14 protein-coding genes are annotated in these 14,440 nt (G+C 65.0%); all 14 read left to right on the forward strand.

Annotated features, from left to right (window positions below):
- The first annotated feature begins 180 nt into the window (after positions 1–180).
- The 14 genes from AAV94_RS09305 to AAV94_RS09370 all read left to right on the forward strand — a co-directional run bounded on the left by AAV94_RS09305 (position 181) and on the right by AAV94_RS09370 (position 14,266).
- Positions 181–771 carry a YqgE/AlgH family protein gene (locus AAV94_RS09305; protein ID WP_046742022.1) on the forward strand — a complete coding sequence of 197 codons (591 nt, stop codon included), beginning with the start codon at positions 181–183 and terminating at the stop codon, positions 769–771.
- Positions 764–1,189: a Holliday junction resolvase RuvX gene (ruvX, locus tag AAV94_RS09310; RefSeq protein WP_046742081.1), complete on the forward strand. Its 426-nt coding sequence runs from the start codon at positions 764–766 to the stop codon at positions 1,187–1,189. Before AAV94_RS09305 ends, ruvX begins: the two co-directional genes overlap by 8 nt.
- Positions 1,186–1,701, forward strand: a complete 516-nt coding sequence (gene pyrR, locus AAV94_RS09315; protein WP_046742023.1) for a bifunctional pyr operon transcriptional regulator/uracil phosphoribosyltransferase PyrR — start codon at positions 1,186–1,188, stop codon at positions 1,699–1,701. Before ruvX ends, pyrR begins: the two co-directional genes overlap by 4 nt.
- 10 nt (positions 1,702–1,711) lie before the next feature.
- Positions 1,712–2,674: an aspartate carbamoyltransferase catalytic subunit gene (locus AAV94_RS09320; protein WP_046742024.1), complete on the forward strand. Its 963-nt coding sequence runs from the start codon at positions 1,712–1,714 to the stop codon at positions 2,672–2,674.
- A 29-nt stretch (positions 2,675–2,703) separates the two neighbouring features.
- Complete coding sequence (locus AAV94_RS09325; protein WP_046742025.1) at positions 2,704–4,014, forward strand: dihydroorotase; 1,311 nt, start codon at positions 2,704–2,706, stop codon at positions 4,012–4,014.
- A gap of 7 nt (positions 4,015–4,021) precedes the next feature.
- Positions 4,022–4,690, forward strand: a complete 669-nt coding sequence (locus AAV94_RS09330; RefSeq protein ID WP_046742026.1) for a YIP1 family protein — start codon at positions 4,022–4,024, stop codon at positions 4,688–4,690.
- Between the two features lie 72 nt (positions 4,691–4,762).
- Entirely contained in the window at positions 4,763–6,295 is a 1,533-nt protein-coding gene (gene trkA / locus AAV94_RS09335) for a Trk system potassium transporter TrkA (RefSeq protein WP_046742027.1), read from the forward strand.
- Positions 6,295–7,761, forward strand: a complete 1,467-nt coding sequence (locus tag AAV94_RS09340) for a TrkH family potassium uptake protein (RefSeq protein ID WP_046742028.1) — start codon at positions 6,295–6,297, stop codon at positions 7,759–7,761. The genes trkA and AAV94_RS09340 overlap by 1 nt, the downstream gene beginning before the upstream one ends.
- A gap of 310 nt (positions 7,762–8,071) precedes the next feature.
- A complete protein-coding gene (locus AAV94_RS09345) occupies positions 8,072–9,856 on the forward strand; it encodes a nitrite/sulfite reductase (protein ID WP_046742029.1) in 1,785 nt (594 codons plus the stop codon).
- Positions 9,857–9,904: 48 nt separating this feature from the next.
- Complete coding sequence (locus tag AAV94_RS09350; RefSeq protein WP_046742030.1) at positions 9,905–10,300, forward strand: DUF934 domain-containing protein; 396 nt, start codon at positions 9,905–9,907, stop codon at positions 10,298–10,300.
- A 27-nt stretch (positions 10,301–10,327) separates the two neighbouring features.
- A complete protein-coding gene (cysD, locus tag AAV94_RS09355; protein ID WP_046742031.1) occupies positions 10,328–11,260 on the forward strand; it encodes a sulfate adenylyltransferase subunit CysD in 933 nt (310 codons plus the stop codon).
- A 10-nt stretch (positions 11,261–11,270) separates the two neighbouring features.
- On the forward strand, positions 11,271–12,626 hold the full coding sequence (locus AAV94_RS09360) for a sulfate adenylyltransferase subunit 1 (RefSeq protein WP_046742032.1): 1,356 nt from the start codon (positions 11,271–11,273) through the stop codon (positions 12,624–12,626).
- Between the two features lie 140 nt (positions 12,627–12,766).
- On the forward strand, positions 12,767–13,096 hold the full coding sequence (gene fdxA / locus AAV94_RS09365; RefSeq protein ID WP_046742033.1) for a ferredoxin FdxA: 330 nt from the start codon (positions 12,767–12,769) through the stop codon (positions 13,094–13,096).
- Positions 13,097–13,192: 96 nt separating this feature from the next.
- Positions 13,193–14,266, forward strand: coding sequence for an NAD(P)/FAD-dependent oxidoreductase (locus tag AAV94_RS09370; RefSeq protein ID WP_046742034.1), 1,074 nt, complete (start codon positions 13,193–13,195; stop codon positions 14,264–14,266).
- The last annotated feature ends 174 nt before the right edge of the window (positions 14,267–14,440 follow it).

Raw genomic sequence — 14,440 nt, forward strand, 5'->3', positions numbered from 1 at the left:
TGTATAGGAAGAGCTGTTTGCGATATGCGCCATCGTAGTCGCGCCAGGCATTGAAGCCATGCAGCGTGTGCAAAGTATCGAAAATGGATACCGATGTGGCGATTTATTGCAGCACACTGCGGCGCAGGCCGTAGCCGCACGATGCATGAAGCAACCGTGAACAAGCTCTAAAATTGCGGCATGCCCAAGCACGCCATTTCCGCCAGCAACCTGACCGGTCATTTGCTGATCGCCATGCCCGGACTGGACGATGACATGTTCGCCGGCAGCGTGGTCTACGTGTGCGAGCACAACGACAAGGGTGCACTTGGCCTGATCGTCAACAAAACCACCGACATCAACATCGGGCATCTTTTCTCCCGCATGGAGCTGGCCTTGCCGCATGAGGAACTGGCGCAGCTGCCGGTGCTCATCGGCGGGCCACTGCATCAGGATCGCGGCTTTGTGCTGCATGACACCGCCAATTCCCCGGATGACGAGGTCTATGCCTCCACGCTGCCGATCCGCGACGGGCTGGCCATGACCTCCTCGCGCGATGTGATGGATGCACTCAGCCGCGGCACCGGGCCACGCCATGCACTGATGGCACTGGGTTGCGCCTCGTGGGACGAAGGTCAGCTAGAGAACGAGCTGGCCGCCAACGCCTGGCTGACGGTGGAAGGCGACAGCGAACTGCTGTTCACCCTGCCGCCGCAGGAGCGCTACGCCCGCGCCTTCGCGCTGCTGGGCGTTGACCCGTTGCGCATCGCAAGTGCAGCAGGCCATGCCTGAGGCCACCGCGTTGCCAACGATCCAGCCACACTGGCAAACCTTTCTGGCGTTTGACTATGGCGAAAAGCGCACCGGCGTGGCAATCGGCACGCGCCTGCTTGGCAGCGCCAATCCGGTTGGCGTCATCCAGGCGCAGGGCAAGGCCCAGTTTCCGCTGGCCAAGCGTTTCATCGACGAATGGCAGCCCGATGCGTTGATCGTTGGCGTGCCCTTTCACCCCGATGGGGCGGAACATGAAAACACGCTGCGTGCCCGCAAGTTCGGCCGCAGCCTGGCGGGCCGTTTCGGCCTGCCGGTGATCGAAGTGGACGAGCGCTACTCCACCACCGAAGCGCTGGCGACCGGAGCCGGCGCGCACGATGTGGATGCGCGCTCTGCGGCTATCATCCTGGCGCAGTTTCTGAGGAGTCTTGAATGAGTGAACCCGTATCGGCAGGCCTGCTGGCCCTTGATGCCGAGAGTCTGTATGGCGAGCTGCGCCAGCACATTGCGCGCATGCTGGAGTCCGGCACGCAGCTGGCTGGGGTGACCTCCGGCGGCGTCTGGCTGGTCGAGCGGCTGATTGCCGACCTGGGGCTGGAACAACCGGTCAACACGCTCTCGTCGGCGCTGCACCGTGACGACTATGCCCAGCGCGGCCTGGCCGCCAGTGCCCAGACTAAGCTGGCGTTCGACGTGGACGGCGCCGACATCCTGGTGCTGGACGACGTGCTCTACACTGGCCGCACCATCCGCGCCGTCATCAACGAGCTTTTCGACTATGGGCGCCCGGCGCGCGTGCGGCTGGCAGTGCTGGTTGACCGCGGCGGACGTGAGTTGCCCATTCAGGCCGACTACGCTGCCGCACGCCTGACCTTGCCTGCCCACCAGAAACTGGCATTGGCGCGCCAGCAGGACGGCAGCCTGCATTTCGCCATCGAAAGCGCTTGAAGGAGGCACCATGCTGGCACGCCAGAACCCCCAACTCAACAAGAACGGCGAGCTCATCCACCTGCTCTCCACCGAAGGCCTCTCGCGCGAGATCCTCACGCACATCCTCGATACGGCCAGCAACTTCGTCTCGGTCAGCGACCGCGAGGTCAAGAAGGTGCCGCTGCTGCGTGGCAAGAGCGTGTTCAACCTGTTCTTCGAGAACAGCACCCGCACGCGCACCACCTTTGACATCGCCGCCAAGCGGCTCTCGGCCGACGTCTTCACGCTGGACATCGGCCGCTCCTCCACCGCCAAGGGCGAAACGCTGCTGGATACGGTTGCCAACCTCTCGGCCATGGCCGCCGACATCTTCGTCGTGCGCCACAGCGAGTCGGGCGCGCCCTATCTGATCGCCCAGCACGTCGCGCCGCATGTGCACGTGGTCAACGCCGGCGACGGCCGCCATGCCCATCCCACGCAGGGCCTGCTGGACATGTACACCATTCGCCACTACAAGAAGGACTTCACCAATCTTTCGGTGGCCATCGTCGGCGACGTGCTGCATTCGCGCGTGGCGCGCTCGGACATCCACGCCCTGACCACGCTGGGCTGCCCCGACCTGCGCGTGGTGGGTCCGCAGACACTGGTGCCCGAGTCGTTCTCGGCCCTTGGTGCGCGGGTCGTGCACAACCTGGAAGAAGGCATCCGCGACGCGGACGTGATCATCATGCTGCGGCTGCAAAACGAGCGTATGAGTGGCGCGCTGCTGCCATCGAGCCAGGAGTATTTCCAGAACTTCGGTCTGACGCCGCAGAAGCTGCAGCTGGCCAAGCCCGATGCCATCGTGATGCATCCGGGCCCAATCAACCGTGGCGTGGAGATTGACTCGGACGTCGCCGACGGTCCGCACAGCGTCATCCTCTCGCAGGTCACCTTCGGCATTGCCGTGCGCATGGCCGTGATGTCCATCGTCGCCGGCAACGAGGCCTGAGTCCGCCCCTTCCAACCGAGAGTCTTTGCATGACTACCCTCATCCAAGGCGGCCGCATCATCGATCCAGCCAGCGGCCTTGACCAGATCGGCGACATCGCCATCGCCAGCGGCCGCATCGTCGGCATCGGCGCAGTGCCCGCCGACTTCGAGCCCGCGCACACCATCGACGCCACCGGCCTGTGGGTGTTGCCGGGCATCGTCGACCTGTGCGCGCGGCTGCGCGAACCTGGCTATGAGCACGCCGGCATGCTCGAGAGCGAAATGCGCGCGGCCGTCGCAGGTGGGGTCACCAGTCTGGTGTGCCCGCCCGACACCGATCCGGTGCTCGACGAGCCCGGCCTGGTGGAGATGCTGCGCCTGCGCGCGGCCAACCAGCGCCAGGCCCGGCTGTTCCCCTTGGGCGCACTCACAAGGGGACTGGCCGGCGAAGTGCTGACCGAGATGTCGCATCTGACACACGCCGGCTGCGTGGGCTTCAGCCAGGCGGAGGCGCCGCTCAAAAGCAACCAGGTGCTGCAACGCACGCTGCAGTACGCCGGCACTTTCGGCTATTCGGTGTGGCTGCGCCCGGTCGATCCGGCCCTGGGCAACGGCGTGGCCGCCAGCGGCGCGCTGGCACAACGCATGGGGCTGGCGGGCGTGCCGGTGGCCGCCGAGACCATTGCGCTGCACACCATCTTCGAGTTGCTGCGCGCCAATCCATGCCACGTCCACTTGTGCCGCATCAGCAGCGCCCAGGGGGTGGAACTGGTGCGCCAGGCCAAGTCCGAGGGACTGCCGGTCACCTGCGACGTCAGCATCAACTCCCTGCTGCTCACGGACATGGACATCGGCTATTTCGACAGCCGCGCGCGCCTTCTGCCACCGCTGCGTCAGGCCCGCGACCGCGAGGCCCTCAGCGCTGCCGTGGCCGACGGCACCATCGACGCGGTGGTCTCCGACCACACCCCCGTGGAGCACGATGCCAAGGAAGTGCCGTTTGCCGAGGCCGAACCCGGCGCCAGCGGCCTTGAGCTGCTGCTGCCGCTGCTGCTCAAGTGGGCCGACACCCAGCACCTGTCCATCGGCGAGGCGCTGACACGCATCACCTGCGGCGCAGCCGACGTCATGGGCGCCGCACTGGGTACACTGCAAGCCAGCGTCGGACGCATCGCGCACGGCGGTATGGCCGACCTGTGCCTGTACGATCCGCGCAGAGAGTGGCAGATCAAGGAAAGTGCGCTGCTCAGCCAGGGCAAATTCACCCCCTTTGCCGATTGGCCCGTGCAGGGCCGCGTCCATGCGACACTGGTAGCGGGCGAGCTGGCCTACACGGACCGCAGTGCCTCCACAACCTGAGACCTCCATGCAGCCTGCCTTTTCCTTCAGTCTCAAACGCGTGCTCCAGCTGGCGCTGTACGTCATCGTGCGGCCCTCGGAGTACTTTCGCACCATGCCACGCTCGGGGCCGCTGGTCGAGCCGATGTATTTCTCCGCCGTCATCGGTCTGGTCTCCGGCCTGATTGCGATGGTGCTGGATGCGCTGCTCAGCGACCTGCCCTTTTCGCTCATCAGCCTGCTGCTGGTGCCGGGACTGGTGATCGGCGCGGTATTCATCGTGGCAGGCATATTTTTCCTGCTGTGGAAGCTGCTGGGTTCGCGGCAGGGCTATGGCGTGGCATTTCGCATCACTGCCGCAACGCTGGCGATCAGTCCGATCACCGCAGTGCTGGCCTTTGTTCCCTATGTTGGCCTCCTCGTGAATGTGGTGTGGACCATGCTGCTGTTGATCATCGCCAGCGTGGAGGTCCACGGCATAGGTCGCCGCAAGGCCACGATCGCCTTCACGATGCTGGGGGTAGTGCTGGCTGGCAGCGCCATGTGGATGCATGCACTGCAGAGCACGCTGGAACAGCAATTGCGGGAGCTGGGTGTGACGCCCGCAGAATTCAACCAGATGTCGCCGCAGGAGCGCGAACAGGTGCTCCAGCAGCTGCAACGGCAGCTGCAAGGCACCGGCACCTCCCCGCTCTGACATGCACGCCATCTGCCTTGCACCGTTCGCATTGACCGCTGCGCGGGGTGCAATACGCCAGCAGGAGCGCTCATGAAGATCATCATTCTCGGTGCCGGGCGCATCGGCCAGGCGGTGGCCGACAGCTTGGTGCTCGAACGCAATGACATCACCGTCATCGACACGGATCGCCGCCGCCTGCAGGAATTGGAGGCACGCTATGACCTGCGCGGCGTGGCCGGCGACGGCACCGATCCGGCCGTGCTGGCAGAAGCCGGTGCCGACGACACGGACTTGCTGATTGCCTGCGCGGCGCGCGATGAGACCAATCTGGCTTGCTGCAAGATTGCGCACTTGGTATTTCGCATCCCCGTGCGCATTGCCAGGGTTCGCTCCAGCGCCTGGACCGAGGGCAGCCGCCTGCTCAGCCCGGAAGGTTTTGCGGTGGACCGCTGCCTGCGCCCGGAGGACTCGCTCACGCGCTATCTCGCCAAGCTGGTCGAGTACCCACAGGCCATGCAGGTGCGCGAGTTCGCAGGCGGTCGCGCCGTGCTCACCGTAGCGCGTGCGCGCGCGGCTGCGCCCATGACCAGCCGCACCATTGCGGAAATCCGTACCCTGATGCCCGATCTGCCGCTGCGCATCGTGGCCATCTATCGACGCTTTGCCGACCAGCCCGACCGCTTCGTGTCCGCCAGCGGCGATACGCGCATCGAGCCCGATGACGAGGTGTTCGTGCTCACCACTCGCGAGCACGCCAGCGAGGTGCTACCGCTGCTGACCCGCCCGATCGAGGCACCCGCTGCCACGGTGCGCCGGGTGATGGTCATCAACGGCGGCATTGTTGCACTGCGCCTGGCGCAGCTGCTGGTCGAGCAGCGCAAGGGCTACTACCACATCAAGCTCGTCGAAAGCAGCCGCGAGCGCGCCAATCAGCTCTCGGACAACCTGCCTGCGGATGTGCTGCTGCTGCAGGCCGAAGGCACGGATGAGGACTTCCTGGAGCAGGAAAGCATTGAGGAAATCGACCTGCTGCTGGCGCTGTCGGAGGATGACGAGACCAACATCATGGCCTGCCTGTTGGCCAAGCGCATGGGTGCCAAGCGCGTGCTCGCGCTCATCAACCACCGCGCCTATGCCGATCTGATGCACGGCACGCAGATCGACATCGCCCTCACGCCCGCGCAGGCTATGCTCGGCGAGCTGATGACCTTTGTGCGCCACGGTGACGTACAGGCCGTGCACAGCCTGCGCCGCGGCGTGGCCGAGGCGCTGGAGATCGTCGTGCGCGGCGACCACAAGACCTCCGCGGTGGTGGGCCGCAAGGTTGGTGAACTGCGGCTGCCGCGCGATGTCCACATGGGCCTGATCGTGCGCGGCCTGGAAGGGGACACGCCCCCGGCCACAGACGCTGATGCCGAACCCGCGCGCAAGCCGCTGACCGGCGAGGACGACAGCGCCGCGGCCGCCAATGGCGCCAGCGAGGCCGCCGCCGAACCACAGATTCTCTTTCCGAGCCGTGACACCGTCATCGAGGCAGGCGACCACATCGTCTTCTTCCTGCCCCACAAGCGGCTGGTGCGCGAAATCGAGCGTGTCTTCAGCGTCAAACCCACCTTCTTCTGATGCGTGATCTGCCCCCGGTCCTGCGCGTGTTCTCCGGCCTGCTGGTGCTGTTTGCCCTGTCGCTGGCCGCGCCGCTGCTCACCGCCGTAGTGACGGGCGATGGTCTCTGGCCGAGCTATCTGACCTCACTGCTGGTTGGCGTGGCCATGGGCGCAGCGCTGTTCTGGCGGCTGCGCGCGCACCGGCAGGAGCTGCAGCCTCGTCATGGCCTGCTGCTGGTATGTGCCGTATGGGTGTTGCTGCCGCTGTATGCCTGCCTGCCGATTCTGCTGGTGGCCGCGCAGCTGGACTATCCGCTGAGCTTTCTGGGTGCCTATTTCGAGGCCGTTTCCGGCCTGACCACGACAGGCGCCACTGTGCTCAGCGGGCTGGACCACATGCCGGCATCGCTGAATCTGTGGCGCACCTTCATGCAGTGGCTCGGCGGCATGGGCATTCTGATTCTGGCCGTCGCCATCCTGCCCATGCTCGGCGTTGGCGGTGGACAGGCCTTTCGCGCCGAAGTGGCGGGTCCGATCAAGGACACCAAGCTCACCCCCCGCATCACCCAGACAGCCAAGGGGCTGTGGGCCGTGTATCTGAGCATGTCGGTGGCGTGTTTCCTGGCGTTCTGGGCTGGTGGCATGGGTGCGCTTGACGCGTTGATGCACATGTTCGCCACGGTCAGCCTTGGTGGCCTTTCGGCGTACGATGCCAGCTTCGGGCAGTTCGACTCGCCGCTGCTCGAAACCATCGCGATGGTCTTCATGCTGGTAGCCAGCTGCAACTTTGCGCTGTACTTCGTGGCCATGCGCAAGCACGACCTGCGCCGCATCTGGGCAGACGTGGAGATGCGCGCCACCTTGACCACGATGCTGCTGGGTGGACTGCTGGTGAGCGTTTACCTGTGGATCATGGACGTCTACGACCTGCCCCATGCACTGCGCTTTGGCATGTTCAACACCATCTCCATTGCCTCCACCACGGGTTTTGCCACCACGGATTACCTGGCCTGGCCGGTATTCGCACCGCTGCTGATGCTGCTGCTGTCGTGCATGACGGCCAGTGCCGGCTCCACTGGCGGGGGCATCAAGATGCTGCGCCTGCTGATCCTGCTGCAACAGGCGCGCCGCGAGCTGGTGCGGCTGGCGCACCCGCGCGTCATCAATCCGGTGCGGCTGGGACAAACCGTGATCGACAACCACGTCATCTTCTCGGTGCTGGCCTTCGTGCTGTTCTATGTGGCGGCGCTGGTGCTGCTGAGCCTGCTGCTGGTGCTCAGCGGCCTGGACCTGGTGACGGCGTTCTCAGCCGTGCTCGCCAGCCTCAACTGCATGGGTCCGGGGCTGGGAGTGGTCGGGCCAGCGTCGAGCTACGCGGTGCTGAACGACTTTCAGCTCACCGTCTGCACGGTCGCCATGCTGCTGGGGCGGCTGGAAATTCTCTCCATGATGGTGGTGCTGATGCCGTCGTTCTGGCGACGCTAGGTGGCAATTTGCGATCTTCCCCCATGCTGCGTGACCGCCGCCAAGGGTACCGGGGCCATCGCAAGATGGCTGCAGCCTGCTGAAAGTGTCATGAGCAATCGTCGTGTTGCAGGGTTTGCCCCGATAGCCCCCATGGCGCATGGAATGCCTGTGGCGACGTTCTTATATACCCAGACTTATATACATATCAGAAAATTCATTCTTTTGAAGTAGAAGAAGCTCTTGGTACAGTTGCGCCCTTGGCTCCGTACTGCCGGCCGCAGCGCCCGGCAGCGCGGAAGCGAACAGAAAAGCGGATCGCCCACACCCGATGTACCAATACACCGAATTCGACAAAGCATTCGTGCGCAAGCGCGCCGAGCAGTTTCGTGACCAGCTGGAGCGCTGGCAGGCCGGCAAACTCAGCGATGCGGAGTTTCTGCCGCTACGGCTGCAGAACGGCTGGTACGTGCAGCGCTACGCACCCATGCTGCGCGTGGCCGTCCCCTACGGCGAGATTTCTGCCGCGCAACTGCGTGTGTTAGGCCGCATTGCACAGGAATACGACGACCCCGAGGCCGAGGTCTACCAGCAGGCCCTGAAAACGCAAGGCGCGCTGGGCACACGCTACCTGCCCACGCACTACGCGCACTTCACCACGCGCACCAACGTGCAGTTCAACTGGATTCCGCTGTCGCGCGCCGCTGACGTGATGGACCTGCTTGCCAGCGTGAACATGCATGGCATCCAGACCAGCGGCAACTGCATCCGCAACACCACCACCGATGCTTTGGCAGGCGTGGCCGTCGATGAAATCGTCGATCCCCGGCCCTACGCCGAAATCCTGCGCCAGTGGACCACGCTGCATCCGGAGTTCTCCTTCCTGCCTCGCAAGTTCAAGATCGCCATCAGCGGTGCGCGGGAAGACCGTGCCGCCACCGGCTGGCACGATGTGGGCCTGCACCTGGTCAAGAACGAGGCGGGTGAAATCGGCTTCAAGGTCTATGTCGGCGGCGGCATGGGCCGCACGCCGATGATTGGCACATTGATTCGCGAGTTCCTGCCCTGGAACCAGATCATGAACTACATCGAGGCCATCGTGCGTGTCTACAACGAGCACGGCCGGCGCGACAACAAGTACAAGGCCCGCATCAAGATTCTGGTTAAGTCCGAGGGCCAGCAGTACATCGACGATGTGGAGCGCGAATACCGCCAGATCGTTGAAATCGACGGCGGCCCGCATACCGTGCCCGATGCGGAGCTCGAACGCGTAAAGGCCTGCTTCGTCGATCCCGACATCAGCCACTATCCGCCGCTGACCGGTGAAGAAGCCTCCCGCCTGCTGACGGAGCAGGCCGCTGCCGAGCCCCGGTTCGCACGCTGGCTGCAGCGCAACGTGCATCCGCACCGTAACCCGGCGCTGCGCGCCGTGACACTGTCATTCAAGCGCGTCGGCCAGGCACCGGGTGATGCCTCGGCCGATCAGCTGTTTGCACTGGCCGAGCTGGTCGAGCAGTTCTCCGCTGGCGAGGCACGCGTCACACACGACCAGAACGTGGTGCTGCCGTGGGTGCACGCCTCGCAACTGCAGGCGCTGTGGCACAAGGCCCGCGAGCTGGGGCTGGCCAGCACCAATGTCGACCTGCTCACCGACATGATCGCCTGCCCCGGCGGCGACCTGTGCGCGCTGGCCAATGCGCGCTCGCTACCGATTGCCGCAGTCATCACCGAGCGCTACCAGGATCTGGACGAGCTCGACGACATCGGCGACATCGACCTGCACATCAGCGGCTGCATCAATTCCTGCGGCCACCATCACAGCGGGCACATCGGCATCCTTGGCGTCGACAAGGACGGCAAGGAGTGGTACCAGATCACCGTCGGCGGCTCCGACGGCTCGGACCTTTCCGGTCCGCCGCAGCCCGGCAAGGTGATCGGTCCGTCGTTCTCTGCGGCCGAGGTGCCGGACGTGATCGAAGCGCTGCTGACCACCTACCGCGACCTGCGCACGCCTGGCGAACGCTTCATTGATACGGTGCGGCGCGTGGGTCTCGACCCGTTCAAGCAGGCCGGCGCGGCAGCACGCCACCCGCAGCCCGTGGCCGAGACGGTCTGAACGCTGCAACCTCGCCTGCCCCGCCTTTTCTCCGAACCGCTACCCGCCATGCAGTTTCAGATCCTCACCCACGACCAGCACGAGCCTGCCGCCGAAGGCGACAAGCACATTCTCGTGTTGCCCAACGATGCCGATGTGCTCGACGTCCCGCTGGAGGGCGTTACGCGCATCGATCTGGTATTTCCCGTCTTCACCGACGGACGCGCCTTCAGCCAGGCCTACCTGCTGCGGCGTCGGCGCAGCTTTGCTGGCGACATCCGTGCTACCGGCGACGTACTGATCGACCAGCTGCTGCAAATGAAGCGCAGCGGCTTCTCCACTGCCGTGCTCAAGGAGGGCGTTGACCCCGGTGATGCACAACGTCAGCTCGACCGCTTCCCCGGGTTCTACCAGGCCGATGCCGTGCACCCGCAGCCGCACTTCGCGCACCAGAGCGCCGCCTGAGCGCCACGAACAGAACGATTTGTCCCTATGAACACCATTGCCGAGGTCCCCTTGTTGCAGCAGCTGTCCAACGCCCATCTGGATGCGCTGGAGGAGGAAACCATCTTCATCCTGCGCGAGGTGGCCGCCAGCTTCGAGCGGCCCGCGCTGCTGTTTTCCGGCGGCAAGGACTCGCTGGTCATGCTCAAATGTGCCGAGAAGGCCTTTGGCGCTGGCCGCATCCCTTACCCGCTGCTGATGATCGATACCGGCCACAACTTCCCGGAAGTGACCGAATTCCGTGACCGCCGTGCCCGCGAACTGGGCGCCGAGCTGATCGTGCGCAGCGTCGAAGACTCCATCGCCCGCGGCACCGTGCGTCTGGCGCACCCTGGCGAGAGCCGCAACGCGCACCAATCCGTCACACTGCTTGAAGCCATCGAGGAATTCCGCTTCGACGCGCTGATCGGCGGCGCACGCCGCGACGAGGAAAAGGCCCGCGCCAAGGAACGCATCTTCAGCCACCGCGACAGCTTCGGCCAGTGGCAGCCCAAGGCCCAGCGCCCCGAGCTGTGGACGCTGTTCAACACCCGGCTGGCGCCGGGCGAACATTTCCGCGTCTTTCCCATCAGCAACTGGACCGAGCTCGACGTGTGGCAGTACATCGACCGCGAAGCCATCGAACTGCCCAGCCTCTACTACGCGCACCGCCGTCAGGTCGTCGAACGCAAGGGTCTGCTGGTGCCCGTGACGGAACTGACGCCACCGCGCGAGGGCGAGACCGTTCAGGAGCGCGAGGTGCGCTTTCGCACCGTGGGCGACATCACCTGCACCTGCCCCGTGGCCAGCAGCGCCGCCACGGCCGCCGATATCGTCGCCGAGACGCTGACGGCCAGCATCAGCGAGCGCGGCGCCACCCGCATGGACGACAAGACGTCCGATGCGTCGATGGAAAAACGCAAGCGCGACGGGTATTTTTGAGGGATCCTTCATGAGCCAAACCACGCAAGCAACCGCCGCACTGCGCTTCATCACCTGCGGCAGCGTCGATGACGGCAAGTCCACATTGATCGGCCGCCTGCTCGTCGACAGCAAGAGCGTGCTGCAGGACCAGCTCGCTGGCGTCACACGCCACGGCGGCACCGGCACGGACGAGGTGGATCTGGCGCAGCTCACCGACGGCCTGGCCGCCGAGCGCGAGCAGGGCATCACCATCGATGTGGCCTGGCGCTACTTCGCCACCGCCAGCCGCAAGTTCATCATCGGCGATGCGCCCGGCCATGAGCAGTACACCCGCAACATGGTAACGGCGGCCAGCAACGCCGATGCCGCCGTGGTGCTGGTCGATGCCACCAAGCTCGACTGGCAGAACCCCAACCTGCAGCTGCTGCCGCAGACCAAGCGCCACAGCCTGCTGGTGCATCTGCTGCGCGTGCCTTCGCTGATCTTTGCCGTCAACAAGCTGGATGCCGTGGCCGATGCGGCGCTAGCCTTTGCCAACATCCGCGCTGCCTTGCTGCGCTTTGCCGAGGCCGAGGGCCTCAGCCCCGCTGCGGTCGTGCCGATGTCTGCCCTCAAGGGCTACAACGTCGTCGAGCCTGTCGCCGGCTTCGCAGGCTACCAGGGCCCGGCATTGCTGCCGCTGCTGGAATCGCTGCCCGTCACGCCCGCCGAAACCACGCTGCCACTGGCCTTTCCCGTGCAATGGGTGGAAAAGTTTCCTGCCTCCAGCGACACCAGCAAGAGCCGCCGCGTATTCTGGGGCCGCGTGGCCACTGGCAACCTCATGGCCGGCCAGCAGGTGCGCATATTCCCGGGCGGCCAACAGGCCACCATCGCGCAGGTGCTCAACCACGTGCGCCAGCCCGCCAGCGTGGCGGCCGGCCTGAGCGCTGGCATTGCGCTGGACCGCGAACTGGACATCTCCCGGGGCGACTGGCTGCTGGCTCTTCCCGCCACGCAAGCGCCGCAGGCGGGCGACGCCGACTTCGATGATTTTGACGACGCTCCTGCCTCCCAGGCCGCGTGGACGGCCCAGCGGGAGCTGACTGCAACCATCGCATGGATGGATGACGAACCGGCGGTGGTGGGCCGCGTGTACTGGGCCTTGCACGGGCACCGTTGGGTCAAGACCAAGATTCGCCGCATCGTCAGCCAGCTCGACATCCAGACCTTGCAGCGTCAGCAAGCCGGTAGCCTCGCGCCCAATGCCATTGGTACCGTCGAGCTGGTGCTGCAGGAAGCCATCCCTGCTGCGCCCTACGCACACAGCCGGACGCTGGGCCGACTCATCCTGGTGGACACTGCCAGCCACAAAACTGCCGCAGCCGTGCTGGTCGACGGCTAGCTGAGACAACGCATGCCTGCACCGACGGCCAGACGGTCTTTGTCGGCGCGGTGCACGCCGTCATCGCCGCAGCGGTAAAATGGCGGGTTTTCCCCGCCCCACGTCTACCCACAACAACCCCAAACCCTTTCCTGGCCGCCATGACACACGTCGTCACTGAAAACTGTATCAAGTGCAAGTACACCGACTGCGTGGACGTGTGTCCGGTCGATTGCTTCAAGGAAGGCCCCAACTTCCTCATCATCGATCCCGAGGAATGCATCGACTGCGCCGTTTGTGTACCGGAATGTCCGGCCGAGGCCATCTTTGCCGAAGAGGATGTGCCACCCGATCAGCAGCATTTCATCGAGATCAACGCCGAGCTGTGCGCCAGTGACAACTACAAGACCATCACCAAACGCAAGGCGCCGCTGCCGGATGCAGACGAGTGGAACGGCAAGCCCGACAAGCTGCAGTATCTGGAGCGGTAACCCTGCGGATTGCGTGGGCTGCAGTGCAGCCGAAAATGGTGTGACTGCGGCGCATCGCGCGCGCAGCGTGTATTGAGAACCTGACACGGGCGCTGCATGGAATCTCCACCATCAAAGACCGATTGCGATGTGGTTGTCGTCGGCGCAGGCCCTGCCGGCCTTTATCAGCTCTTTCAGCTGGGGCTGCAGGGCCTTTCCTGCCATGCCCTCGACGCGCTGCCTCACCCTGGCGGCCAGTGTGCCGAGCTGTATCCGCGCAAGCCGATCTACGACATTCCGGGCTTTACCGCCATCAGTGGACATGCGCTGGCCGAGCGCCTGCACCAGCAACTGGCCCCCTTTCCGATCGGCTGGCACTGGGGCCACACGGCCTGTGCCATAGAGAACTTGCCCGATGGCCGCCTGCTTGTGCGCAGCCAGCAGGGACTGGCCTTGCAAGCCCGCGCCATCGTGCTGGCACTCGGCGTGGGCGCTTTCGTGCCACGATTGCCCAGAGTGGACGGGCTGGAGGCGTTGCTGGCACAGAGAAGGCAGGTTTTTGTGCAGACGCAAGACCGCGCCGTGCTGCTCGCCGGTCAGCGTGTGGTGGTGCATGGCGGCGATGAAACCGCCGTCGCCAAAGTTCTGCAGCTGGCCGCGCTGCCAGCCGACCAGCGACCGTCCGACATCGTGCTGCTGCATCGCCGCGACGTCTTCAAGGCTGACGCTGCGGATCTCCAACAGCTGGCCCAGCTGCGTATCAGCGGGCAGGTGCAGGTCGTCGTCGGCCAGCTGCAGGGCTTTGTGCTGTCCGATGGGGGCGAGGCTGGCGCGCTGCGCGCCTTGCGCATTCTCGACACAGAAGGCCGCGAGCAGACACTGATGCTGGACATCCTGCTGCTCTACCAGGGCATTTCGCCGAAATTGGCAGCGTTGCAGGACTGGGGGCTGGCCCTGGATGGCAAGCTGATCGCGGTTGATCCCGCCACGCAGCAAAGTAGCCGCACTGGCATCTACGCCATTGGAGACATTGCCAGCTACCCCGGCAAGCGCAAGCTCATCGTCAGTGCTTTCCAAGAAGCCATCGCCGCCGGCTATGCCATCGCCGAGCGTCACCACGGCAAGCCCCTGCAGACGCTCTACACCACCACCAGCAGCCTGTTGCTGGAGCGACTGGGCCAAGCTGGCTGACCACGCAGCGCCTGTTTCCACCCTGGTCGGCCGCAATGTCACCCGGTGCGGGCGTACAGAGCACCAGCGGCATGCCGGCACGGATTGCCTGGCGGCGCTAAGCCGTCACTGGCGGTAGGCCACTGCTGGGCGTTGTTGCACAAACGTCCCGAGTCTGTAGGCTAGCGCACCCAT

This window comes from Lampropedia cohaerens (assembly GCF_001005215.1).
GTDB classification, from domain to species: domain Bacteria; phylum Pseudomonadota; class Gammaproteobacteria; order Burkholderiales; family Burkholderiaceae_C; genus Lampropedia; species Lampropedia cohaerens.

Bases quoted from the DNA above. Each gene is read 5' to 3' on its own strand.
- AAV94_RS09305 (WP_046742022.1), top strand. From the start codon at position 181: ATGCCCAAGCACGCCATTTCCGCCAGCAACCTGACCGGTCATTTGCTG.
- ruvX (WP_046742081.1), top strand. From the start codon at position 764: ATGCCTGAGGCCACCGCGTTGCCAACGATCCAGCCACACTGGCAAACC.
- pyrR (WP_046742023.1), top strand. From the start codon at position 1,186: ATGAGTGAACCCGTATCGGCAGGCCTGCTGGCCCTTGATGCCGAGAGT.
- AAV94_RS09320 (WP_046742024.1), top strand. From the start codon at position 1,712: ATGCTGGCACGCCAGAACCCCCAACTCAACAAGAACGGCGAGCTCATC.
- AAV94_RS09325 (WP_046742025.1), top strand. From the start codon at position 2,704: ATGACTACCCTCATCCAAGGCGGCCGCATCATCGATCCAGCCAGCGGC.
- AAV94_RS09330 (WP_046742026.1), top strand. From the start codon at position 4,022: ATGCAGCCTGCCTTTTCCTTCAGTCTCAAACGCGTGCTCCAGCTGGCG.
- trkA (WP_046742027.1), top strand. From the start codon at position 4,763: ATGAAGATCATCATTCTCGGTGCCGGGCGCATCGGCCAGGCGGTGGCC.
- AAV94_RS09340 (WP_046742028.1), top strand. From the start codon at position 6,295: ATGCGTGATCTGCCCCCGGTCCTGCGCGTGTTCTCCGGCCTGCTGGTG.
- AAV94_RS09345 (WP_046742029.1), top strand. From the start codon at position 8,072: ATGTACCAATACACCGAATTCGACAAAGCATTCGTGCGCAAGCGCGCC.
- AAV94_RS09350 (WP_046742030.1), top strand. From the start codon at position 9,905: ATGCAGTTTCAGATCCTCACCCACGACCAGCACGAGCCTGCCGCCGAA.
- cysD (WP_046742031.1), top strand. From the start codon at position 10,328: ATGAACACCATTGCCGAGGTCCCCTTGTTGCAGCAGCTGTCCAACGCC.
- AAV94_RS09360 (WP_046742032.1), top strand. From the start codon at position 11,271: ATGAGCCAAACCACGCAAGCAACCGCCGCACTGCGCTTCATCACCTGC.
- fdxA (WP_046742033.1), top strand. From the start codon at position 12,767: ATGACACACGTCGTCACTGAAAACTGTATCAAGTGCAAGTACACCGAC.
- AAV94_RS09370 (WP_046742034.1), top strand. From the start codon at position 13,193: ATGGAATCTCCACCATCAAAGACCGATTGCGATGTGGTTGTCGTCGGC.